Consider the following 23,398-nt stretch of genomic DNA (forward strand, 5'->3'; position numbering starts at 1 on the left):
AACAATGGCAACTCCTAAGTTCCGTAAGTCTCGCGCGAACACCCACTCGCGCCGTTCCCAGTGGAAGGCTGACAACGCCGCCCTGGACAATGTCAAGATCGATGGCCAGACCACCGCTGTTCCGCGTCGTCTGGTGAAGGCTGCCAAGCTCGGCCTGGTTGACCTCGACTGATTGTGATTCACCGCCTTGTGAGCGGTGATTGCACTCAGCGATAGCGACAACCTGATAGCTTGATTCGATCCCTGAGACAGAGGGCCACAGTTCGCGACTGTGGCCCTCTGTCGTGCTATTTACTGCAGCTTTGTGCGGGGTGAGGCATGGCCGTCTCCACACGCGGAAATGAGCTGTGCGCCAATACAGCGAGTTTTATTGCCACGAAAAGACCAGGCAATGAGGCTCCCCTTTCAACTGCTCTGCTCTCTGAATAGGAGATGTGGAATGATGTGAAAGAAGAGTGCTTTTCTATAGAGAGTATTAATTTATGAAGATCCTAGTTGTCGATGACGACGAAGCGGTGAGGGAATCACTGCGGCGTTCCCTCACATTTAATGGCTACACAGTACTTCTCGCAGAAAACGGGGAGCAAGCTCTCGATCTTATTAGCCACCAGCGTCTTGATGGCATGATTCTTGATGTCATGATGCCGCAGATGGATGGTCTGCAAGTATGCCGTGAGCTACGTAACCGCGGTGACGATATGCCCATCTTGGTACTGACTGCACGCGACGCCATTTCCGAGCGCGTTGCCGGCCTCGATGCAGGCGCTGATGATTACCTTCCCAAGCCGTTTGCTCTCGAAGAACTCCTTGCTCGTCTTCGCGCTCTCTTGCGTCGTACGGGGCGCGACGGAGGAGCAGAAGAAGCCGAGAGCTTGGTGTTCGCTGATCTCTCGCTGAACCCTGTCACGCGTGAGGTTTATCGAGGGGAACGCCCCATCTCTCTTACTCGTACCGAGTTTGCACTGCTCGAACTCCTTATTTCCAATCCTCGGCGGGTTCTAAGCCGTAACCGCATTCTTGAGGAGGTGTGGGGATACTCCTTCCCGACCTCGGGTAATGCCCTGGAGGTTTACATCGGTTACCTACGGCGGAAGACGGAGTCAGAAGGCGAAGAGCGTCTCATTCACACAGTGCGTGGGGTTGGCTACGTCATGCGTGACCACAAAGGTTAAAACGACAGTGGAATAGCCGGGGAAGACCCGGCTATTCCTTTGACGTCGTTGAAAGTGCCAAATGATGTCCAGTAAAGAGCGTTCCACCTGGGGAAAGAGGCAGATCGATAGGGCGGTCTCCGCACAACGGACGAAGGGGGATAAACCGCCGCTTGTCTTTCGTATCAAGATGAGCTGGATTATTGCCCTGCTCTCTGCTGCGATGGTATTCATCGCCATCGTCGGAACGTCCTTTATGGGGTATTGGGTAGCCTCCAATTCCCTTCTTCGGAGCGCGGAATTGACCCTGGAGGATCAGGCGACAGAACTGCTTTCAGAGCAGAGCTTCATCGACAGTCTCGAACATGATGGAGCGTCGGGGGACCTCAACACTTCCCGACTACGCAATCCAGGACTGTACTTCATGGTAGTGCGGCCGCAGACGGATAAGAGTGAGCACGACGCTCTGGAGATTCGTCGTGGTTCCGACCATATCGCTCTCGAACAATCAGACCTCGATGTTGTTTATGGGAAGGCCACATTTTCTCAGAGGGAAGAGAATAACCGCCTCATCCTCACCACGGATACCGGCATCAACGATTGGACTCTCGTACTGGTACAGGATCTTTCCGCTCTTCAAACGATGACGAACCACATGGCGTCAGTCTTTGCGATCATGGCCAGCGTGGGAACTTTGCTTGCCATGCTGTCAGGGTGGGCTGTGTCGCGGACTAGCCTCGTGCCAGTACAGCTGCTTATTGATGGCACGGAGCGCATTGCCCGCACGGACGACCTAACCCCACTACCGGTCTACGGTTCTGACGAACTGGCTCGCCTCACCGAGTCTTTCAACAAGATGTTGAAATCTCTGCAGGAATCGCGAGTGCGGCAAAGCCAGTTGGTCGCGGATGCCGGCCACGAGCTGAAGACTCCTTTGACCAGTCTGCGCACCAATATGGAACTACTCATGATGGCGTCAAAGAATCCTGGAGGCACTATCAGCGAAGAGGACATCGCAGATCTTGAGCATGATGTCATGAGTCAGCTGGAAGAGCTCACCAACTTGGTGACAGACCTAGTGGATTTGGCGCGGGAGGACTCTCACTACTCGGTGGTTGAGCCCATCGATTTGTGTGAGTTGTTGGATGGCGTCATTGACCGGGTACAACGGCGGCGGCTGGACATTAGCTTCAGGTTTGACCTTATCGACTGGTACCTCATGGGGGACCAGCGCGGTCTTTCTCGTGCCTTTCTCAACGTTCTTGATAATGCGGCTAAGTGGAGTCCGCAAGGGGGAACTGTAACCATGGTGATGCAGCAGGTGGATGACGAACTGGTTGAGGTGACGGTGGATGACGAGGGGCCGGGAATACCTCCAGAGGAGCGGGAATTGGTGTTCGAGCGGTTCTACCGGGCGGTAGAGTCCCGGGCGATGCCGGGTTCTGGTCTCGGTTTGGCCATCGTGAAACAGGTCATGGAATCGCATGGGGGAAGTGTGCGGGCGGAAGCTTCACCGAGTGGTGGTACGCGTATGGTGCTGGAGCTACCAGGTGGTCCGCGCCTGCATGCTGACTCGGATCAGCCCGATGAGCTGTAGCGATGTGCTGTGGCTCCGTGTGCTGTTTCTTACCTAGGCCGGCTTTCACAGCAAGTTTCAAGCCACCCAAATACGTTTTTCCAGGATTGCGGTAGATAGTTAGGGCATGAGTTATTCTATGCCGCCTTCCTCAGCTCAGTACCAGGGTTACCCGATGGTCCCACCAGAGCCTGAGAAGAAGAAAAAGCGTCGTCTTCCATTGCTCATCGTCCTCTTCGCGGTAATTGCACTTGTTGTGGGTGCCTTGGGCGGTGCCCTCGGCTCTAACCTTGCGCATAACAAGAGCTCTTCACTGGGCTATGTACCCAGCGACAATGTGCTGGAAGAGCCCATTGATAAAGATGTGAAGGCACCGCCTGCGCCAGAAGGTTCAGTGCAGGCTGTGGCAGAGAAAGTACTTCCCTCCGTGGTGTCCATCCAGGTCGCCTTCAGCTCTAATGAGGGCGGATCCGGATCGGGGGTAGTGCTGTCTAAAGACGGGCTCATCCTCACCAATGCACACGTAGTGAATAACGCTCGTAAGATGGCTGTCGTCACGAATAACAACCGAATGTATGCCGCAAAGCTTGTTGGTATTGATGTCCTCTCTGATATTGCCGTCGTTAAGACTGAGGGCGTGCGTGACATGCAGCCGATTGAGATGGGCAACTCGCAGAATTTGGCCGTTGGCCAGGAGGTTGTCGCCGTCGGTGCTCCTCTCGGACTTACTGGTACTGTCACTTCCGGCATTATTTCTGCACTGAACCGCCCTGTCCATACCAGCACCCGCGGTGGTCGTGCTCCGGGCGGTCAAGACACTGTCATGAATGCTATTCAGACAGACGCCGCTATTAACCCGGGTAACTCGGGTGGTGCGCTGGTAGACATGGAAGGCCGCCTCATTGGCGTTAACTCCGCCATTGCCTCGCTGGGTGGGGAGAACCCTTACACGGGTGAGGTGAGTGGCGGAAATATTGGACTTGGCTTCGCCATTCCAGTCAATCAAGCCCGTCGCATCGCCTCGGAACTTGTCAAGGACGGCAAGGCTAGCCACTCTGTGATCGGTGTGCAGGTCACGCCTTCGACTAATCCACTCGGTTCTCTGATCGCCGAGGTTACGGCGGGTAGCCCCGCTGACCGCGCCGGCCTGCGAACGGGCGAAGTCATCACGAAGGTTGATGGTCGTCCACTTGACCCAGTTGACGGTCTGGTTGCGTACGTGCGGTCGAAGGCCCCGGGTGACGTCATCAAGGTGACTGTCGAGAAACAAGGCGGCGGCGGTACGCGTACAGTAGGAGTAACCGTAGGATCTCTGGATTAATCGGTCAGATAGTAAAGGATAAGGAATAGTGGACGTAAACCCTGGTGAGGCCGGACGCGCACTGGCAGTTATCACTACCGACCACACCAACGAGGAATCTCGCGCACTCGCCAAGATCGTGACCGAATTGCTCGAAGAAGACGGCTTCTATGTCGACGGCGTAGTAGTGGTCCCCAACGACGAGGACGAGATCCGCAAAGCTATTGAAACGGGGGTGGTGGGCGGTGTCGACCTCCTCCTAACCGTCGGTGGAGTAGGGCTCAGCCCCCGTCACCACACCCCGGAAGCAACGCTTCCCCTTATCGACCGGGCACTCCCCGGCATTGCTGAGGCCCTGCGGTCCTCTGGGCAATCTGCGGGGGCGCAGGACGCTTGTGTATCTCGTGGTGTGGTGGGCATCTCCGGATCCACCTTGGTGGCTAATTTGTCCAATTCTCGCGCAGCAGTTCGTGATGGCATGGCGACCTTGCTTCCGTTGGCTCGGTACGTCATTAACGAGATTTCCTCGCTGGACATTTTCTAATGTCGGAGGATACTAGTTCGCTGGTGGAGAGCGCCGATTCCGATAGCCCAGCATCACGGGCAGCCGACAGTGGCGGTCGGCGTCGACCCTCCCGGGACACGTTGAATCGTATCTTCGGTGAGCCAGTGTCCTCGTTGAGCCGTGATGAGTGCGGTGATCAGGAGGAAGGCCGAGCTGACCGGCGAGAGTGGGAAAAATGGCTCCGCGATCAGAAACCACCCCACTACGACTACTAGATAACTGAGTTCTAGCGCAGTAAGAGCGTGATCACAGCATCCGTATCGAGCTGCGCTAACTCATAGGCTTTTTCTTCCGGAAGTGCCACGATGACGCTCGTGGAGTGGCCGGCCCCTGGGCTGTTCGATGCGGTGGTGTCATGGATGATGGCATCGTGGCACAGGACCCAGCTACTGTCTTCGGTTGAAGCGACGACGTCCACATGCTCTCCAGTGCGCCAGGAGGTCGCACCGCTGGTGGGAAGTCCGAGAGCGCGCCATCCGTCTGGGAGTCGTGGGGCGCCGAGACGTGCAGTGGTCAGAAACTCACCGCGTTCTACATCTCCTACCACGCGGCGTCCCGTGAACTGGTTCGCTGAAGTGATGGGATGCTCAGGGGCGAGTGACGCGGGCACGTGTACCCAATCGATGTCTGCAGCAGTGACTTGCTGCCCGCTCGGTAGTGCGTGGTTGAGCTGTGCCACAGTGAGGGAGGGAGCACTGTGGGGAACAAGCAGCGCGACAATCGTACCGAGGAGGATGGTAGAAGCAAGTGCGAGAACGATGCGCTGGGGGCGTGTGGTCTTCTGAACTAAGCGAGACCACAGTGCGCGGAATGCCTTTCGTGGATTGGTGCGCAGAGCAGCGGTAGTGGAATCCTCCACATCGTCCGGTGTAGTTGTCTCTGTGGCGGAGGGCCAGGGGTCGCGCCAGGCAGTGCCATACTGATCTTCCCACCGCGGGTTAGGCGCGGGTGACAGTAGTGGCGCCGAAGCCGTCGTGACATACTCCCAGCTCGCGGCGGTAGATCCTCTTGGCATAGCGTCAACCTTTCCTCGTCGGTAGAGATAGTTGAACGGTACCCTCAGCTGAGGCTAGGAACGCCGGAGGGACAGGATACCAGAGAAGCTATCCACAAAAAGACAAGATGTGGAGAGGAAGAAGGTGGCAGCAGGAGCGTGAGCGCCGCCGTTTTCACAGGCCTCATCGAGTACTACAGTAAAGGCCATGGCACCAGGCAGCTCAGAAATCCATGCGGTACGTCAGCGTATCCCGCACGCCTCCTGGTGGTGCGTGGTGAGCACCGTGCTGATGGCAGGAGCTCTGGTCTTCAACTTCGCTGTCATCGACCCAACACAGAAGCCTATTGGGCTGTGGAGCAACTTTATCGACCTGCGCGTCTATTGGCTAGCCGGCCGTTTGCTCGACGCCGGGCATAGCCTTTACGACGGCGGTATTATCGGTCAGCTTCCTTTCACCTATCCGCCTTTTGCCGGCATCCTCTTCTGGGGGCTCGCGGATACAGATTTCCAGACGCTGTGCTACTGGTGGGAGGGCATCAGTGTGCTGCTCCTAGCGGTGGTTATCGGGATGGTGCTGCGTGAGCGCGGTTACCGAGTGGATAGATACACCTGCTACCTAGCAGTGAGCTTGGCAGTTGGCGCGGTATTCCTAGACCCTATTCGTACCACTCTCGTCTTCGGGCAGATCAACATTATCCTGATGCTGCTGGTGGCAATCGGGTTTCTCCGCAAGGGAGATCATTGGGGTGCCGGCATCGGTATTGGGCTAGCTGCTGGTATTAAACTGACGCCGGGCTTCTTTGTCATCGTGCTGGCGATTCAGCGACGGTGGAGAACGTTGGCAACGTCTGTACTGGCCTTTGCAGCGACAATCGCTTGTGGTTTCTGGGTGTTGCCGGCGGACTCGCACACGTACTGGCTGCACTCGATGCTGCATAACAATCGTGTGGGGAGTTATCTCAACCGTGCGGACCAATCTCTCCAGGCGGTGGTTTACCGGATGGCAGGCGGCCCAACACCCTGGTGGATTGCCGTCGAGCTCGTGGGTGTGATCCTCATTCTAGCGACCTTGTGGTATGCCGCTTATCTGCGTAATAACACGCTGATGATGGCCTTGGGCGGGCTGGGTGCCTGCCTTCTGTCACCGTTTAGCTGGAACCACCACTATGTGTGGATTGTCCCGATCCTCCTCGTCATGGTCGACGCGTTGGTTAACCATTGGGTTGCGCACTCCGGCTGGGTACGAGCATGGATTGTGTGTGGCATCGCAGGTGTGGTGGGGACTACCGCAACGTGGATGGCAGAGATCGTGCCACACAAAAAGGGGCCCCTGGTGGGGGCCCCGCTGGTGACGATGTACTCCTACCCGTATCTCTTCTGGCAGGGCATCTACGTTTTTATGACGCTCGCTGTGTTTGTGGGCGTGCTGGTGTACAGCCGCGCACGTTACACGAGCCAGCAGACTATTTCTTGTTGAGGTTTGAGCTGCGAGAGTCGGTGCGGTAGAAGCCGCTGCCTTTAAACGTCACACCAACGGTGTTGAACACCTTTTTTAGTGGGCCTTCACATTGCGGGCAGACGGTCAAGGCATCATCGCTAAAGCTCTGTCGGACATCGAACGTGTATCCGCACTTTTTGCACGCGTAGGAGTAGGTGGGCATGTTCCCAATTATGCGCTAGGAGTAGCGCAATTGTGCAATTCAGTGGGAGTGACGGCCCATTCGACGCGAGCATCATGCGGCTCTGTTGGGACTGTCTCGCCAAGCTCATGGCTATAGACGACAGCGGCAAGAACGGGGGATCGGTTCAGTGCACCAGAGGCAACAGTGGCTGTAATGGCTGCTAATGTGCGGTCATAGTAGCCGGCACCGCGCCCCATCCGGGTCCCATCTCGTCCCACACTGGTAGCAGGCAGGAAAATGAGATCTACTCCGGGGGTAGTGGTGAGAAGATGCGGGGTAACGGTTTGTGGTTGGGGAATGTGGAACCGTCCTTCACTAAGCTCGTCCCAGCTGGTGAAAGGTCCCCAGGTGAGTTCCCCCGCTGCTTCACTGCGGGGGAGGTAGAGCTGATGAGAGTGTGCTGCCAATGTTTCTACCCATTCCCGGCTTCCCGGTTCGTCTCCGACGGGAACATATGCGCAAATTCGCTGGGCCTGTGTAAGGGAGAGGAGCCGGAGGCATGTTGCGGTGAGCCCGGCACTGATAGCCTTTCGTTCGGATGCTGACCAGTGTGAGTATGCGGTGGCGCGGGTGGCGCGGGCGTCACTGCGGAAGCTCGCTTTTGACACGATCACTTTTCCTCTGTGGTGGGTGAGGCAGTTGGTTAGGTGCCTGGCTGAGAGAAACCTACTGGTTGAGGCAGACTTGCGGGTGCGAGTTTTGCGGCACACCTCAGCAAATCCCAGTGTTTTTACGGTTCTTCTCACTTTATGCCACTAGGCTAGAACCATGTCTACTAATGAAACGCGTGGTGGCGTGTTCTCCACGGCTGTAATCCCCGCCGCTGGCTTGGGCACCCGATTCCTCCCCGTCACGAAGACGGTGCCGAAAGAACTACTCCCAGTCGTCTCCACCCCCAGTATCGAACTCATCGCGGAAGAGGCCTCCGATGCTGGCGCTGATCGTCTCGTCATTATCACCTCGGACCGCAAGACTGGCGTGATGACCTACTTCAACACTGATCCTATGTTGGAGGATGAGCTGGAAAAGAAGGGCAAGAATGTCATGCTGCATAAGGTGCGGCGTGCCCCTGGTCTCATCGAGGTGGAGTCCGCACTGCAAGAAAAGCCGCTGGGTTTGGGCCACGCGGTGAGTCTGGCTGAAGCACACTTGCATGAGGACGAGGACTGCATTGCGGTTCTGCTGCCCGATGATCTGGTAACTCCAATCGGTGTTCTGGAACAAATGGCGGAAGTGCGTGAGCGTTTCGGTGGCACTGTGCTGTGTGCCTATGAAGTGCCTGGTGACGACATCTCCAGCTACGGCGTTTTCGATGTCGAGTCGACTGGTGACGAATCCGACGAGGGACACGTCATGCGTGTTAAAGGGATGGTAGAGAAGCCTGCTCCCGAGGATGCTCCCTCCCACTATGCGGCAGTCGGTCGGTATATCCTGGACCGCTCTATTTTTGATGCGTTGCGCACCATTACGCCTGGTGCCGGCGGAGAATTGCAGCTGACAGATGCTATTGCACAGTGCGCTGCAGAGGGGCTGCCGACACACATTGTGGTGCATCGTGGTACGCGCCATGATCTGGGTAATCCAGGCGGTTACATCCGTGCCTCCGTGGATTTCGCATTGCGGGATGAGAGCTACGGTCCTGATCTCCGTGAGTGGTTGGAGGAGCGTCTCCGAGAGAAGGACAATTAGTCCTTCGCCGGGTGTTTCCTGCACTTTCCCGTCCCTGTCATCACTTTCTGTTTTCGGGAGGACATGAATGCGTTCCGTAGAGGAGCAGCAAGCGCTGGTCACTGCGTCCGCGGTTGCCCCTAATCCAGTTCGGGTATCCATTCAAGATGCTCTCGGCCTGATGTGTGCCGAGGAAGTTGAAACCACGATGCCGCTACCGGGTTTTGACCAGGCGGCGATCGACGGTTTTGCTGTCCGTGCGGTGGATGTGAAGCGTGCCCCGGCGGCGGGGGATTCACAAGGCTCCAGCGTTGTACTTCCGGTGGTGGGTGACGTGACAGCAGGGTCGCGTTTGCATACTCGCCTCCAACCGGACCAAACCGTCCGTGTCTTTACCGGTGCTGCCATGCCTGCGTTGGCTGATGCGGTAGTGCCGCTGGCCTGGACAGATAACGGCGAAACCCGAGTCACTATTAATCGACGGGTGAATCCGGGGGATTTTGTTCGCCGGGTGGGCGATGATGTGACTCCCGGCGACATTGCTGTCCATGCTGGCACGATTGTGGGTCCTGCCCAGGTGGGTCTATTAGCTGCGGTAGGTCGGGACAAGGTGCTTGTGCATCCGCGCCCCCGGGTGGCCATCATCAGTGTTGGTAATGAGCTGGTGGATCTGGATCGTACGCCTGGGCAGGGCCAGGTGTACGACGTGGCGTCCTATGCATTGACAGCTGCTGCCTTGGACGCCGGTGCGGAGGTACACCGGGTGGGCATCGTCTCTACTGAGCCGCGCGCGTTCCGTGAGTTGGTGGAGACGCAGCTGTTGCGTTCGGAGATTGTCATTATTGCTGGCGCTGTAGGCGGTATTGCCTCGGAGCATGTTCGCAATGTGTTGACTGATTTGGGTGAAGTGGAAGTTGAGCGGGTGGCGATGCATCCGGGCTCTGTACAGGGTTTCGGGTTGCTAGGTGCAGACCAGATTCCGACCTTCCTTGTGCCGTCTAATGCGGTATCGGCTTTGTTGGTGTTTGAGCTAATGGTGCGCCCTATGATTCGTATCGCGCTGGGGAAGCGGCATCCTCTTCGTCGTATTATCCGGGCTCGTACTATTACGCCGGTGACCTCAATGAAGGGGCGCGCTGGGTACTTGCGTGCGCAGCTCATGCGGGATGAGGCGACGGGTGAGTATTTGGTGCAGGCGCTGGCTGGTGCGAACCCGTCAACCTCCCATCTGCTGGCATCTCTCTCTGAGGCTAATGCGCTCATTGTTGTCCCCCCGGATGTCACAGAGGTTCGAACTGGTGAAGAAGTGGACGTGCTGTTCCTGGCGCAACGTCGCTAGATTCTGGAGTGGTGAGGAAGAAGAGCTCCTTACGGAACGTCTTCGCGTCTCCGCGGGCGAAGTGTATTTGCGGTTACCGCGATGGTCTGATGGAACTGCGGTGATGTCGTCGCGTGCTCGTTCGCAGCGGGAAATTGCTGAGTGGGAACCTGATCCTGAGGATCCGCTCTACTGGAAGGAACGTCCCCCGGCGCAGCAGTGGCGGGATACGTACCGGTGGTTGATGGAGGGGCGCCGCGTGGGGGTGATGGTTCCTTTCGTCATCGTGCTCAATGGCCAGATTGCGGGGCAAGTGTTGCTCAATAATGTGGAGTATGGCGCGGTGCGCGGTGTGACTGTGGGCTATTGGGTGGATAGTCGTATGACGGGTGGTGGGGTGGCGACGGCGGCTGCGGCGTTGGCGATGGATTATGCCTTTGACGTGATGCGGCTTCATCGCGTGCAGGCGACGGTGCATCCTGATAATGCGGCGAGCCGTTGTGTGCTGGGGAAGGTGGGGATGCGTCAGGAGGGCGTGTTGCAGCGGTATTTGCGCATTAAGGGTCGGTATTTAACTCATGAGCTGTGGGCGGCGACGGCGGAGGAGTTGCCGCAGGGGGCAGTTGGCCGTCTTGTGGCGGCGGGGAAAGCGCAGCGCCTCTAGCGTTGTGGGTTTTAGTGCGGAGGCGTTGGCGGGTGGTTGCCCGCCCCAATGTTGTAACAAAAGGTACTAGAGAAACCAATGTTACTGGTGGGAACTAAGTCAATTAGTGAAACGTTGTGCTAATGATGGGCTCTCCGGTGTGTCGCAAATGAAAGCGCAAAAATGCTGGTTAGCCTAGAAATACAGTGAATTTTCTCGATACTCGGCAAAAGACCACCTTCTTCTGCTGAGGTGCACCTCCAACGTCAAGACACATGTGGAGTAGGTGACGAAACAGTGTCCAGCTCACTTCTTATTATTCTGCTGGTAGTCGTATGGCTCTTGGTACTGCTACCGATGGTAGTTAACACCAAAGAGCCAATTCGTCGCACTTCCGCCGCCTTTTCCGCAACTCGTGTCCTCCACCGCGGTGACGGCCAACAGCTCAAACCCCGTCGGCACATCTTCCCCCGCCCGATCGACGATGACGAGACTGCAACAGCGGAGACTCCTGTACCCGAAGAGAAAACACGTCGGCGCAGCGCCCGGAAGCACGCTAAGCGGCTAACGGTCGACGCTGCCGTAATCTCTGCCGAAAACACCACAACCAACGACACTGTGGAGTCCTCCGAAAGGACCAGCACGATGGCAGCCAAGACCTCCCCTGAGGTAATCCAAGCGACACTGCCCTTCGCCGACGATATCTTCGGCCCGGCCGCGCGCGCAGTCATATCGGACGCGCCTACCGAGGAAATCATCATCACCCCTGAACTTCTGCAGGAAAGTCTCGACAACTATGAGGCCGAAATCGAGACCGCCCGCGTGATGGACGCCGAAATCGCCCCCGACGCTGAGACAACAGTGACAGTCGAGGCGGAGAGCACAGACACGGAGAAAACTGATCTCACTGCGGATATCAATGCCGGCATCGATACCCTTCGTGATACTGAAGAAGTCGAGGCACAGGCAGAGTCTGAAAACGTAGAGACCGTTGATCCTGTTGACGTCGATGCAGAAGAGGACGTGACCCTTGCGGACAACACAGCCATCGAGGATGTCCCGGACGCCGAAGAGCTCATGGACACCGGGGACGATGCAGACGATACGATCGACGACCACGTAGACGAACGCGAAGACGACCTCGACGTCGACATTGCCGAGACAGAATTTGCAGCCGATAACACTGATGACGTCGACTCTGCTGCGGCCGACACATCCCCTGTTTCGCGTCTCAGCGGTACTCTCGCCGCCAAGATTTCCGGCTTCACCAAGAAGGACCGCAACATCCCCGAGCCAGCCCCACAGCTCACCCTGACAGCTGACGATATCGCAGAGGCAGAACGCCGACGCGGCCGTGGCGGATATGACCCCGTGGCAGCGGAAGCCGCAGCGCAAAAGCGCTACAAGCGGCGCCGAGTTATCTTCCTCGTACTCGCCGTTCTCCTTATCCCGATGATCGCGGCAGCAGCGGTGCTGGGTGGTCTAGTGTGGATCGCCCCCGCAGCATGGTGTGGTGTTATCGCGTTCTACCTGGCCGCACTCCGTAGCCAAGTCCGGCTGGAGAAGGAACTCCGGCAGCGGCGCCTCGCCCAGATGCGCCGGGCACGGGCACAGCGGGCAAAATATGGCCACCGAGAGGAAGAAGAAACTGCCGCCCCAAGTTTCCACGGCCAGTATTCACTGGTTGACGTGGATGACGGAGACCCCCTCTTTGACCATCTGGAGACTCGTCCCTTCATGGAGGAGTACATGACGACCCACGCGGAAGAGCTCTCCTATGATGACGGCGGCTACTTGCGGGATCGTTTCGGCCGCGTGCGTATTAATGCCTCCCGCTACCCCGACGCCACTGCCCACCGCGAACCGGAGTACACGTACGACGACGCAGAGGCAGCCTACCAGTATGACGACCCCTATACCGTGGGCGATTACTCCGGCGGCCGCAGCGTCGACTATTGGGACGCGCGTGAGGCAGCAGACAATGTCGTCCGCTTCGACCTCTCCCGCCGCGGTGGCTACCGGGATGTCGGCTAGTGATTTCTAACCTTCCCTCCCGCGCTGGTACAGTGGTGGAGGTCTGGGGCTATAGCGCAGTTGGTAGCGCGTCTCGTTCGCATCGAGAAGGTCAGGGGTTCGATTCCCCTTAGCTCCACAATGTAGAAAATCCCAGGTCGTTACTGGCCTGGGATTTTCTTTATTTGTACTGGTAGGAGCATTCTTTCAGCATATGCTGTGCACTCTGCAATACGCTGCGAATGCCGACTTTGAATTCTGTCTTTTGTGTATTGAACAAACAATGTGGCACGCATTTGGCACAAACCGGGCTGGAATTGGGCTCAAACCAGGTGGCAGCCCGGTACACGTGGAGGGCGGCGGAAAAAGCGGGTAGCCTCCTACGCTCGGCGGTAGAGTGAGCTAGGTCAGAGGCCAGTAGGTCACTAGTATAGAAGCATGCTCAATCGCCCATGGCTGCACGATCTTGTGCTTCTTCTCCTTAGGCTTACCCTCGCACTGGTCGTCGGTGCTCAGAGCTACCAGATTTTCTTTGGGCATGGAGTGAAGGAAAGCTCCCGCGTGCTCGAAAAATGGGGGATGACGAATGCATACCCGTTCACAGTGGTCTTGGGACTCGCGTTAGTGCTCTGTGCAGTCGGTATTCTGTTGGGGTTCCTCACCCCACTTTTCGCCATTATCGGAGCGGTCGCGGAAGCTGGCTACGGCTACTTCCTGATGACGGGCGGCCACTACGACCTCACCACTTCAAGTGCGCAAATGACGTGTTTGGTGGTGGTGTCGCTGCTGGCATTAATGGTGCTGGGGGCGGGCCGGGTGTCCACTGACGCTGTTCTCAATACGCGTGCGGAACAGGCCGTTACCCAGAACTAACGGAGCCACCCGGCTACCAGGTTGGTAGCCGGGTGTTGGAGCCTCCACAGATCGGGGCTGATGGGGACGCCGTACGGTTTACCCCCATTCTAAATTCGTGAGGTCCACACCGTAGGCTGCGGCGTTGCTAGCGATGGCGTCGGCTAGCCACTGAGCCAGTCCTTCCTGTTGACTTTCATAGTATTGTCGGAATCTTTCGTCTGCTACATAGCTACGTGAGATGAGATAGTGAATTGTCGGACTGACAGGGAAAAACTTACTAAGTACTTTTCGATGTTCCTCAACTAGGGCTTGTGCTTCTTGGCTTGTGGGTGGCAGCCCTTTCTGGACGGCACGGACTAAATTGGCGTCTATAGTCTCAAATCGTTTTTTCTGTTCTTGCCAATCAGATGTGCTCCAGCCGTTGGTACGCTGCTGGCTGATGAGCCACTCTTCAGTAGCACCGTATTTTTCTTCGGCTTCTGCTTGATAATCAGCAAAGTGGGTAGTGCCCAGAATCTCACCTATTTCTTCAGGCGTGAGTTTTTGTTCATTCATTTCATCTTCCAAAAGTGTGTCTAGTGCTTGGATCATGCCATCAACTTGTGATTTTCGTTCAAGTAGAAGTCGTCGCTGCTGTTGCAGGCATCTTTTTCTTGAAGCAGGAGTCTTTAAAAGATCCTTGATCTCGGCAAGTTTCATACCGGTAGCCTGGTAGATCAGGATCTGCTCTATGCGTGTGCATTCTGCTGTGCCGTAGAGACGGTAGTTAGAAAAGGTATTCCGCGCTGGTGTGAGCAGACCAATTTCCTCCCAGTAGCGGAGGGTGCGTACTGAGACGTGAAAGATTTCCGCAACTTGGCTAACTGTATAGAGGTGTTCTTCTGTGCTGTTCATGGTTTTATTCTGTGCGATGACGCGGCGTTAGGGTCAAGCGGCAGGGAAGAACATCTTGTAGTATTTCGTCAGCAGTCTCACCAGGTCGGTAGCCAGTGCTGGAGCCTCCACAGATCGGGGCTGATGGGAACTCCGTACAGAATGGGCAGAATCCACACGTAGTTGGCGATGACCAGTCCCATGAAGACACACACGACCACACGGCCAAGCAGTACGCTTTGCCCCCAGGCAGCCCACTTGTGACGCCAGGGTTTTGCCTCTGGAGAAGGGGTTTCTGGTACCCAGCCGTCGAGCTCTGACAACATGAGAGCGAGCCCCAAGCACATAAAGGGGAGGAGCGATGAGGCGTAGAAGAAGTACATCTGCCGGTCCCAGTTCAGCAGCCAGGGGACCCATGCAGCTAGGTAGCCGCAGAGAACGACGACATAGCGGGGGTCATGTCGGGTAATGACACGATAGAGTGCCCAGAGCAGCATGATAATTCCCGCCCACCAGATGAGGGAGGTGCCCAGCAGGAAAACGGCCTGGACGCAGCCGTCTGGTCCACAACTATGGGTGCCGCTCGTCGGTTCGACACCTGACTCGTAGTAGTAGAGCAGGGGGCGAATATTGGCGATCCACTGCCATGGTTTGGATTCCCAAGGGTGATGGTAGCCGTGGGAATTCGTAAGGCTCGAGTGAAACTCGAACATCTGCTGGTGGTAGTACCAGAGCGATTGCAGGGAGCGGGGGACGAAGGTGGACCACCCGGCATCCGAAATACCCGCATGGCGGTAGACCGCATTTTCGGCGCGGAGCCACCCCCACCAGCTGGCGAAGTACAGGCCAATGGGGAGGATCGCAAGCGAAGCAATAGCGGGGAAAGTATCGCGGCGAAGTGTTCCCACCCAGGGGCGGGAGACATGGTAGCGGCGGCGCAAGGCAACATCCCACATGACGCTCAAGACACCGAATACTGCCACAAAGTAGAGGCCGGACCACTTGACCGCCATGGCGAGGCCAAGAAAGACGCCCGCTGTGAAGCGCCACCAGCGGAATCCCCAGCGTGGGCCGAACTCGCTGGTAAAAGTTGTTCCCGCCCGCAAGGTTGCCCACATCCGGTCTTCCATCTGGTCACGATCAAGCAGTAGGCAGAGCAGTGCTGCCAGGACAAACATGATGAGAAAGATGTCAAGCAGCCCGGTTCGCGAGACTACGGTGAACATGCCATCACAGATCAGTAGCGTGCCTGCCAGGGCACCCACATAGGTTGAGCCAGCGAGCCGCCGTCCAATCCGCACAATGAGGATGACACAGAGGACGCCCGCAATAGCGCCGCTGAAGCGCCAACCCCACGGGCTGTAGCCGAACACTGCCTCGGAAAGAGCAATGAGCTGTTTACCGAGCGGCGGGTGAACAACCAGCCCGTAGCCAGGGTTGAACTCCATAGCATGGTTGTGCAGCATCTGCCAGGCTTGTGGCACATAATGCTTCTCATCGAAGATGGGGGTACCTTTGTCGGATAATGCCCCCAAACCCATAAAGCGAGTAAGTGCTGCAATGACAGCGAGCACAGCTGTGACAATCCAGCCGCGGAGGGTGTCGGTGGCGCGCACCGGAGTAGGCCAGAGTACGCGGGGGGCGGTGGCGCTGGCCGGGGGAGTGGCGCGTGGTATCCGCATACCTACTTGATGGCGTGCGTAGTAGACACGCGTAGAGGAAGCCCCACTTGGGAGACGTTTCGCTGCGGAGGTAGCCACGGTTCGATCCTACCGAACCTCTCCCATTCCTGATGGCAAGGAGCGCCCATACCCGGTGACGTCTCGCTGTCGCGTTACACTGGGGAGGTAAGCACCGCCGCGGCACACCGCACGCAGTACTAACACGACTGAACGGCACATCGATGACAACCCCACCTAGTGAGAATACTTTTTCCCCTGTCGCACCTGCAGGCACGCTCATTCTGGGGGCTACCCCACTAGGAAACCTGGGGGACGCCACCCCGCGGCTCAGAGCGGCGTTGGCGACAGCAGATGTGGTGGCGGCGGAGGATACACGTCGAACCTACCAACTGGCACGCGACCTCAATGTGACGATCAGTGGACGAGTGCTCTCCCACTACGACCACAACGAGCGGGATCGAGCCCCCCAACTCATTGAGTTTCTCCAGCAGGGGCTGACGGTATTGGTGGTATCCGATGCGGGTATGCCTACCGTGTCTGATCCCGGCTATCGGGTGGTGTCACTTGCCGTTGCGGAGGGTATCCCCGTGACGTGTCTACCGGGGGCGAGTGCCCCACTGACTGCCCTGGCACTCTCCGGTATCGGGACTGATAGATTCGCCTTTGACGGGTTCCTCCCCCGCAAAGCTGGCCCCCAACGCGCCTGGTGGGAGAGCCTCAAAACGGAACCCCGCACCGTCATCTTTTTCGAATCCCCCCACCGGCTGGCCGATACGCTCGCACTGGGGGCAGAGGTGCTGGGAGATCGGCCGGCAGCGGTATGCCGAGAACTCACAAAAACCTATGAAGAATGCCGTCGCGGTACCCTCACGGAACTGGCGGATTGGGCGCGGGCGGGGGTGCGTGGGGAGATAACCGTGGTGGTGGCTCCGGGGAGTCCTGTTGAGGATGACATCAGCGATGCAACCCTGATTCGACAGGTGGAAGAACTCGTCGCAGAGGGAATTCGCCTCAATGACGCTTGCGGTGCCGTGGCGAAGAGCCATGGGCGTCGTAAGCGTGACCTCTACCAGGCGGTTGTGGCTGCTCGCGAGGAAGCCTGAGAGGGCACGAACTCCCCGGGCTAACTAGGCTTTAGCGCCGCTCACTGCCTAGAATGGGACTCATGACTACGCCTGTTCTTACCGCTGTTGCCTGGCCGTACGCCAACGGACCGCGCCATATTGGTCACGTATCCGGATTCGGCGTCCCCTCAGACGTCTTCTCTCGCTACCAGCGCATGGTGGGAAACGATGTTTTGATGGTGTCCGGCACCGATGAACACGGCACTCCGCTGCTGGTGCAGGCGGATAAAGAAGGCATGAACGTCCACGATCTTGCCGACCGCTACAACCGCGTTATTGTGAACGACCTAGCCGGTTTGGGACTCTCCTACGATCTGTTTACGCGGACCACCACGCGTAACCACTACGCCGTCGTGCAGGAGATGTTCCGCAATGTTGCGAAGAATGGCTACTTGGTGACGAAGAAGACTACCGGCGCCATCAGCCCTTCCACCGGGCGTACTCTGCCCGACCGCTACATTGAGGGCACCTGCCCCATTTGCGGTTACGACGGAGCTCGCGGCGACCAGTGCGACAACTGCGGTAATCAGCTCGATCCGGCAGACCTCATTAACCCGGTGTCGAAGATCAACGGTGAGACTCCGAAGTTCGTGGAAACTGAACATTGGTTCCTTGACCTTCCCGCCCTTGCTGACGCGCTGGGGAACTGGCTGCGCGAGCGAAAAGACTGGCGTCCCAATGTGTTGAAGTTCTCCCTCAACCTTCTTGATGACATCAAACCGCGGGCGATGAGCCGCGATATCGACTGGGGTATTCCTATCCCCGTCGAGGGGTGGCAGGAACGCAACGATAAGCGCCTCTACGTGTGGTTCGATGCCGTGGTGGGTTATCTGTCTGCCTCCATCGAATGGGCCTACCGGATCGGGGATCCAGACGCTTGGCGCAAGTGGTGGAATAACCCGGAGGCGCTTAGCTACTACTTCATGGGGAAAGACAACATCACCTTCCACAGCCAGATCTGGCCAGCTGAACTACTCGCCTACAACGGGCAGGGCGGCAAGGGTGGAGACCGTGGCATGCTTGGTGAGCTCAACCTCCCCACCGAGGTTGTCTCCTCCGAATACCTAACGATGTCCGGGTCGAAGTTCTCCTCGTCCCGTGGCGTAGTGATCTACGTTAAGGACTTCCTCAAAGAATATGGTCCGGATGCCTTGCGCTACTTCATCGCAGTGGCCGGCCCTGAAAACCAGGACACCGACTTCACCTGGGACGAGTATGTACGGCGTACCAATAGCGAGCTCGCTAATGAGTGGGGCAACTTGGTGAACCGCACAGTCTCTATGGCACACAAGAATTTTGGGCAGATTCCCACCCCAGGTACTTTGACTGAGGCTGATATGGAACTGCGCCGGCGTGCTGACGAGGCATTCCAGATGGTGGGCGCCAACCTAGCGCGTTCCCACTTCAAGGCTGGTATCACGGAGGCGATGCGCTATGTTGCGGACGCGAACCGCTACATTGCGGCCCAGGAACCGTGGAAGATTGCCAAAGAAGTTAAGGCTGGAGGAGCTGCTGCCGCGGAGGCGGAGGACCGTCTCGCAACTGTTCTCCACACGGCTCTGCAAGCGGTGCAGGATGCCAACACACTTATGACGCCCTTCATGCCGAATGCCTCGCAGAAGATCTTTGAGCAGCTGGGTGGTGACGGTGTGTGGGCTGCTCAGCCGGAGATCCATGAGGTTGTGGACGACATGCCGGTGGCGCCGGTGGGAGCCGGTGTACCCGCGCCGGGGCGCGAATATCCGGTCATTATGGGCGACTACGCCAGCGAGCTGGCATCGTGGCAGCGTCATGACATTACCCCCGGTACATTGCTGTCCAAGCCGCAGCCGATCTTCCAAAAGCTGGATCCGGAATTGGGTGAGACCGGCCCGGAGTGGGCGCCCGTCCAGCACTAGGAGCGTGAATGGGTAAGAAACGTCGCGAACCGGTTCCAGCAGAACCACTCTTCCCCCTCATCGATGGCCACACTCACCTGGATTCGTGTGGTGGGAATGATCCAGATGGTGTCCACGCCGTGATGGATCGGGCGGAAGCAGTGGGGGTAGCCGCAGTGGTGACGGTGGGGTGCCATATTCGCCAGCTCGAGGCCGCTCTGATGGCGGCAGAGACAGATCGCCGGGTGTGGGCTGCTTTGGCACAGCACCCAATGGATGCCCACGAAATTGATGATGCTGGCCGGGAAAGGCTAGCGGAATTGGTGAGGCATCCCCGCGTCGTAGCAGTGGGGGAGTGCGGCCTTGATTATTACTGGCTCCACCATGACCCAGAGAATACCGCGACACAGGAGCAGCAGGAGGAGCTTTTCCGGTGGCACATTGACCTCGCGAAAGAGATCGATAAGCCGCTGATGATTCATGCTCGCGATGCCGATGAGGACCTCATCCGCATTATTGATGAGGCGGGTGCTCCCGAGAAGACCATTATTCACTGTTTTTCCAGCGGCCTGGAGATGGCACATCAGTGCATTGACCGTGGTTTTTATGCTACTTTCGGAGGCTCCACCACGTTCAAGGCGAATGAGGAGTTGCGGGAGGTGGTACGGATCTTCCCGCGCGATCGCATAATGGTCGAAACTGATGCGCCGTACCTCACTCCAGAACCGTTCCGGGGCGCCAAAAATGAGCCACAGTATGTGGCATACACTGCCTACCGACTAGCGGAAGTGACAAGTCTGACCCCCGCGGAGTTTGCGGAGTTGACGACGCGCAACGCGTGTCGTGTTTACGGAATTCCTTTTCCGGAGAAGTAGTATCTGACCTCGCACTACTGGTAACGTTACATTATCGTTACCAAGCGGGGTGTCGGCACCCTCCTGCGCCCCCAGACATCGTGCAGAACGTGTGGAGACCAGCAACCCGCTACCACAGACGAGACAACCAGTGCGATCACCACAGCACTGACACCTCCGAGGAGACCCGCCCGTGGCTGAAGAAGCTCAGCAGAAGACAGATACGCCCCGCCGCATCCATCCGGCCTGGCGCATTCTGCTTGCCGTTGCGCTGGTGGCAGTCACTGTTACGGCAGGCATTAGCATGGTCTACCACCGCACTGTCACCCTCGTTGTCGATGGTGAGAAAAAGCAGGTCGGTACCTACAGTCAAACAGTGGGAGAAGTCCTCGACTCCCTCGGCTACCAGGTGTCTGCAGACGATCACGTCGAGCCCTCCCCAGACACCCAGCTGAGCGCTAACGCCACCATCACCTACCAGCAGAAACGTCCCTTCACCGTAGAAATTCACTCTGGTTTTGGGAAGCGTGCCAAAGTTGAGCGAGTCTCCATCACCACCACCGCCTACACCGTCGCAGAGGCGCTCAAAGAGGTAAAAGCAGTACGCCCCAGCTACGGGATTAACGTGGCACCAGACAAACGCATCCCCACGAATGGCCTCAGTATTGAAGCCATCACACCCCGCACCGTCTGGCTGACCGATTTCGGCAAGAAACCGGTTCGGATTCGCGTTGGCGCCTTCACAGTGCGAGATGCTCTCGCAAAGTTGGGAACTCCTCTCCGGTCGACAGATGACGTCACCCCCGGCCCAGATGCGGATCTTCTTCCCAATATGAAGATCAAAGTTGTGCGGCATGGCGACATGGTGAAAGACCGTGTTATCAGGCTCAAACCCTTCGAGAAGATCCTCAAAGACCCCAGCCAGTTGGCCGGCATCCGCACTATTGTGAAACGCGGAAAGCCCGGTCGGGCCGTCCTTACGGAACGCCTGGTGTTTGATAAGAAAGGTCGGATCGTCAAACGCATCCTCATCAAACGAGTGGTTGCGGTTAAACCTGGCAAATCCACCGTCAAAGTTGGATCGCAGCCGATAGATGCGGTGTGGGACCGCCTCGCGCAGTGTGAAGCGGGTGGTAACTGGGCAGTTAACACTGGTAACGGCTTCTTCGGAGGCCTTCAGTTCACTCAGGGAACCTGGGAGGCACACGGTGGTCGTGCCTACGCCTCCCGCGCTGACCTGGCAACTCGTGAAGAACAGATCGCCGTCGCGAAACGTGTACAAGCCTCGCAGGGGTGGGGCGCCTGGCCTGCGTGTACCTCCAGTATGGGTCTGCGCTAGGAGACATCACCCATGACGTCATCCACCTCCCACGTCAGCCTCTTGACGGCCCCAGAGATCCGCACCCTCGCCGATGAACTCGGCATCCGTCCCACCAAGACGCTGGGTCAAAACTTTGTCATCGACCCCAATACTGTGCGGCGTATCGTTTCCGCAGCCCACCTGGCACCTGGGGACACAGTTCTCGAAATCGGTCCGGGGCTGGGATCACTCACCCTCGCCCTAGCCGAGGCGGGCGCGCAGGTGACAGCTGTCGAGATTGACCCCACTCTCGCAGCAAAGCTGCCCACCACCTTTGCTGTGCATGCACCGGATTCCTCGCTCCGCGTCATCACGAAAGATGCGATGCATGTGACTGCGGAAGAGATTCTCGCTGTTGGGCATCCAGCTCCCACCGCACTGGTGGCGAACCTTCCTTACAATGTGGCCGTCCCCGTCCTCCTCCACATGCTGGAGATCTTGCCTTCCCTGCGAACAACCTTGGTGATGGTCCAGGCAGAAGTTGCCGACCGGCTGGCCGCTGAACCCGGTAGCCGCATCTATGGGGTGCCTAGCGTGAAGGCTGGTTTCTATGGGGACGTTGCCCGCGCGGGTGCCATTGGCCGCACCGTATTCTGGCCTGCCCCTAACGTTGACTCTGGGCTGGTGCGCATCAGTGCCTTTACCCCCGAGAACGCCCCCTGGGACCCCTATGATGAGTCCCTCCACGATGCCGTGTGGGCGGTGACCGATGCCGCTTTCGCGCAACGTCGCAAAACTCTCCGAGCTGCCCTGAAGAACTGGGCAGGCAGTGGAGAAGCGGCAGCAGCTGCATTATCGGCAGCTGGAATCGATCCGACGCTGCGGGGAGAGCGCCTCACGACGGCAGACTATGTTCGCCTCGCACAGCACGCGGGGCTTCAGTAGAACCTCTGTTTTCACACCCCACGTAGTAGTCTATGGGTGTGCTCACCGTCGTAAAGCCCCCTGTCGCCGCTTCAGCCCCCGGTAAGGTCAACCTGCACCTGGGGGTTGCGGACCTGCGTGACGACGGATATCACGAGCTCACCACGGTCTTTTGTGCACTTTCCCTGCGGGATACGGTCACCGTTTCCACTTCCGACCATTTGCAAGTGACGGTATCGGGTGAAGGCGCAGACCGTGTTCCTATCGACCGCACCAACCTGGTGTGGAAAGCTGCAGAGTTGGTCGCTGAAGCGTGCGGTGCGTACCCTGCCGTTTCCTTGCACATCGACAAGAACATTCCTGTCGCTGGCGGAATGGCAGGTGGCTCCGCTGATGGTGCCGCTGCCCTCATCGCCTGTAACGAGTACTTCCACGCGGGGTTGGAACGGCAAACCCTCCTCGACATGGCCCTGGAATTAGGCTCCGACGTACCCTTCTGCATGATGGGCGGAAGCGCTATCGGCACCGGGCGAGGTGAAAAGCTCCTGCCGATTCTGCACCGTACCACCCTTCACTGGGTATTGGCGATAGCCAAAGAGGGGCTGTCCACACCGGCGGTATTCCGAGAATATGACCGGCTGGTTGGGCGCAATCGAGCGGAGGGAATCCCTACCTCCATTGGTTCACCCGACGCTCTTCTCCAGGCATTGGCAGGGGGAGATCTCCATGCCATCGCCGACTATCTCGGGAATGACCTACAAGCTGCAGCTCTCAGTCTTTACCCCGATTTGCGGTATACGCTGCGCGCGGGGAAAGATGCGGGTGCATTGGCTGGTCTGGTCTCTGGCTCTGGCCCCACCTGCGCTTTTCTCTGCGAAGATGCCGATAGCGCGCTGGCGGTTTCCGCTGAACTCGCTGGTGCAGGGGTCTGCCGAGCTGTCCGTACTGCTTCCGGGCCTGTCCCCGGAGTTTCTCTAGAAGAACAGGCAAACTAGC

General features: G+C 57.8%; 23 protein-coding genes, 1 tRNA gene and 1 pseudogene. 19 read left to right on the forward strand and 6 right to left on the reverse strand.

Annotated features, from left to right (window positions below):
• Positions 1-4 precede the first annotated feature (4 nt).
• The 6 genes from rpmF (at position 5) to Q0X28_RS07080 (ending at position 4,807) form a co-directional block, all read left to right on the forward strand.
• On the forward strand, positions 5-172 hold the full coding sequence (gene rpmF / locus Q0X28_RS07055; protein ID WP_296237696.1) for a 50S ribosomal protein L32: 168 nt from the start codon (positions 5-7) through the stop codon (positions 170-172).
• A 310-nt stretch (positions 173-482) separates the two neighbouring features.
• Complete coding sequence (locus tag Q0X28_RS07060) at positions 483-1,172, forward strand: response regulator transcription factor (RefSeq protein WP_296237694.1); 690 nt, start codon at positions 483-485, stop codon at positions 1,170-1,172.
• A gap of 61 nt (positions 1,173-1,233) precedes the next feature.
• The gene (locus Q0X28_RS07065; protein ID WP_296237692.1) at positions 1,234-2,748 is read left to right on the forward strand and encodes a HAMP domain-containing sensor histidine kinase; all 1,515 of its coding nucleotides are present in this window, start codon (positions 1,234-1,236) and stop codon (positions 2,746-2,748) included.
• A gap of 106 nt (positions 2,749-2,854) precedes the next feature.
• On the forward strand, positions 2,855-4,048 hold the full coding sequence (locus tag Q0X28_RS07070) for a trypsin-like peptidase domain-containing protein (RefSeq protein WP_298577255.1): 1,194 nt from the start codon (positions 2,855-2,857) through the stop codon (positions 4,046-4,048).
• Between the two features lie 61 nt (positions 4,049-4,109).
• Positions 4,110-4,571, forward strand: a complete 462-nt coding sequence (locus Q0X28_RS07075) for a molybdenum cofactor biosynthesis protein B (protein WP_296237748.1) — start codon at positions 4,110-4,112, stop codon at positions 4,569-4,571.
• Entirely contained in the window at positions 4,571-4,807 is a 237-nt protein-coding gene (locus Q0X28_RS07080) for a hypothetical protein (RefSeq protein ID WP_296237688.1), read from the forward strand. Before Q0X28_RS07075 ends, Q0X28_RS07080 begins: the two co-directional genes overlap by 1 nt.
• Before the next feature lie 11 nt (positions 4,808-4,818).
• On the opposite strand, the gene Q0X28_RS07085 is transcribed toward Q0X28_RS07080, so the two are convergent.
• Positions 4,819-5,607, reverse strand: a complete 789-nt coding sequence (locus Q0X28_RS07085; RefSeq protein WP_298577257.1) for an SAF domain-containing protein — start codon at positions 5,605-5,607, stop codon at positions 4,819-4,821.
• A gap of 54 nt (positions 5,608-5,661) precedes the next feature.
• Positions 5,662-5,796: a hypothetical protein gene (locus tag Q0X28_RS07090; protein ID WP_296237684.1), complete on the reverse strand. Its 135-nt coding sequence runs from the start codon at positions 5,794-5,796 to the stop codon at positions 5,662-5,664.
• An 82-nt stretch (positions 5,797-5,878) separates the two neighbouring features.
• Between Q0X28_RS07090 and Q0X28_RS07095 the strand changes: the two genes are divergently transcribed.
• Positions 5,879-7,066: a glycosyltransferase 87 family protein gene (locus Q0X28_RS07095; RefSeq protein WP_298577285.1), complete on the forward strand. Its 1,188-nt coding sequence runs from the start codon at positions 5,879-5,881 to the stop codon at positions 7,064-7,066.
• Here the strand turns inward: Q0X28_RS07095 and Q0X28_RS07100 are convergent.
• Positions 7,062-7,250: pseudogene (locus Q0X28_RS07100) on the reverse strand (FmdB family zinc ribbon protein); the annotation flags it as partial. The gene Q0X28_RS07095 and the pseudogene Q0X28_RS07100 sit on opposite strands and share 5 nt — an antisense overlap.
• An 8-nt stretch (positions 7,251-7,258) precedes the next feature.
• Positions 7,259-7,879, reverse strand: a complete 621-nt coding sequence (locus Q0X28_RS07105) for a 5-formyltetrahydrofolate cyclo-ligase (RefSeq protein ID WP_298577259.1) — start codon at positions 7,877-7,879, stop codon at positions 7,259-7,261.
• Between the two features lie 160 nt (positions 7,880-8,039).
• Between Q0X28_RS07105 and Q0X28_RS07110 the strand changes: the two genes are divergently transcribed.
• The 6 genes from Q0X28_RS07110 (at position 8,040) to Q0X28_RS07135 (ending at position 13,786) form a co-directional block, all read left to right on the forward strand.
• Complete coding sequence (locus Q0X28_RS07110) at positions 8,040-8,960, forward strand: UTP--glucose-1-phosphate uridylyltransferase (RefSeq protein ID WP_296237679.1); 921 nt, start codon at positions 8,040-8,042, stop codon at positions 8,958-8,960.
• A 67-nt stretch (positions 8,961-9,027) separates the two neighbouring features.
• Positions 9,028-10,278 (forward strand): gephyrin-like molybdotransferase Glp, encoded by a 1,251-nt coding sequence (gene glp / locus Q0X28_RS07115; RefSeq protein WP_296237656.1) that lies wholly within the window; start codon positions 9,028-9,030, stop codon positions 10,276-10,278.
• Entirely contained in the window at positions 10,217-10,921 is a 705-nt protein-coding gene (locus Q0X28_RS07120; protein ID WP_298577262.1) for a GNAT family N-acetyltransferase, read from the forward strand. The genes glp and Q0X28_RS07120 overlap by 62 nt, the downstream gene beginning before the upstream one ends.
• Positions 10,922-11,197: 276 nt before the next feature.
• On the forward strand, positions 11,198-12,934 hold the full coding sequence (gene glpR / locus Q0X28_RS07125) for a gephyrin-like molybdotransferase receptor GlpR (RefSeq protein WP_296237653.1): 1,737 nt from the start codon (positions 11,198-11,200) through the stop codon (positions 12,932-12,934).
• A 45-nt stretch (positions 12,935-12,979) separates the two neighbouring features.
• A tRNA-Ala gene (locus tag Q0X28_RS07130) sits at positions 12,980-13,052 on the forward strand.
• A gap of 299 nt (positions 13,053-13,351) precedes the next feature.
• A complete protein-coding gene (locus Q0X28_RS07135) occupies positions 13,352-13,786 on the forward strand; it encodes a DoxX family protein (RefSeq protein ID WP_296237651.1) in 435 nt (144 codons plus the stop codon).
• Positions 13,787-13,864: 78 nt separating this feature from the next.
• On the opposite strand, the gene Q0X28_RS07140 is transcribed toward Q0X28_RS07135, so the two are convergent.
• Positions 13,865-14,662: a MerR family transcriptional regulator gene (locus tag Q0X28_RS07140; RefSeq protein ID WP_298577264.1), complete on the reverse strand. Its 798-nt coding sequence runs from the start codon at positions 14,660-14,662 to the stop codon at positions 13,865-13,867.
• 77 nt (positions 14,663-14,739) lie between these two features.
• Entirely contained in the window at positions 14,740-16,401 is a 1,662-nt protein-coding gene (locus Q0X28_RS07145) for a dolichyl-phosphate-mannose--protein mannosyltransferase (RefSeq protein ID WP_296237646.1), read from the reverse strand.
• 143 nt (positions 16,402-16,544) lie between these two features.
• On the opposite strand from Q0X28_RS07145, the gene rsmI reads away from it, so the two are divergent.
• The 6 genes from rsmI (at position 16,545) to Q0X28_RS07175 (ending at position 23,397) form a co-directional block, all read left to right on the forward strand.
• Entirely contained in the window at positions 16,545-17,426 is an 882-nt protein-coding gene (rsmI, locus tag Q0X28_RS07150; protein WP_296237644.1) for a 16S rRNA (cytidine(1402)-2'-O)-methyltransferase, read from the forward strand.
• Between the two features lie 62 nt (positions 17,427-17,488).
• The gene (gene metG, locus Q0X28_RS07155) at positions 17,489-19,345 is read left to right on the forward strand and encodes a methionine--tRNA ligase (RefSeq protein ID WP_296237642.1); all 1,857 of its coding nucleotides are present in this window, start codon (positions 17,489-17,491) and stop codon (positions 19,343-19,345) included.
• Between the two features lie 8 nt (positions 19,346-19,353).
• On the forward strand, positions 19,354-20,199 hold the full coding sequence (locus Q0X28_RS07160) for a TatD family hydrolase (RefSeq protein ID WP_296237640.1): 846 nt from the start codon (positions 19,354-19,356) through the stop codon (positions 20,197-20,199).
• Positions 20,200-20,371: 172 nt separating this feature from the next.
• On the forward strand, positions 20,372-21,517 hold the full coding sequence (locus Q0X28_RS07165; RefSeq protein WP_296237638.1) for a resuscitation-promoting factor: 1,146 nt from the start codon (positions 20,372-20,374) through the stop codon (positions 21,515-21,517).
• 12 nt (positions 21,518-21,529) lie between these two features.
• Positions 21,530-22,423, forward strand: coding sequence for a 16S rRNA (adenine(1518)-N(6)/adenine(1519)-N(6))-dimethyltransferase RsmA (rsmA, locus tag Q0X28_RS07170; protein ID WP_296237636.1), 894 nt, complete (start codon positions 21,530-21,532; stop codon positions 22,421-22,423).
• A 38-nt stretch (positions 22,424-22,461) separates the two neighbouring features.
• Positions 22,462-23,397, forward strand: a complete 936-nt coding sequence (locus Q0X28_RS07175; protein ID WP_296237634.1) for a 4-(cytidine 5'-diphospho)-2-C-methyl-D-erythritol kinase — start codon at positions 22,462-22,464, stop codon at positions 23,395-23,397.
• Position 23,398: the final 1 nt, after the last annotated feature.

It is taken from the genome of uncultured Lawsonella sp., from assembly GCF_947252745.1.
Lineage (GTDB): Bacteria > Actinomycetota > Actinomycetes > Mycobacteriales > Mycobacteriaceae > Lawsonella.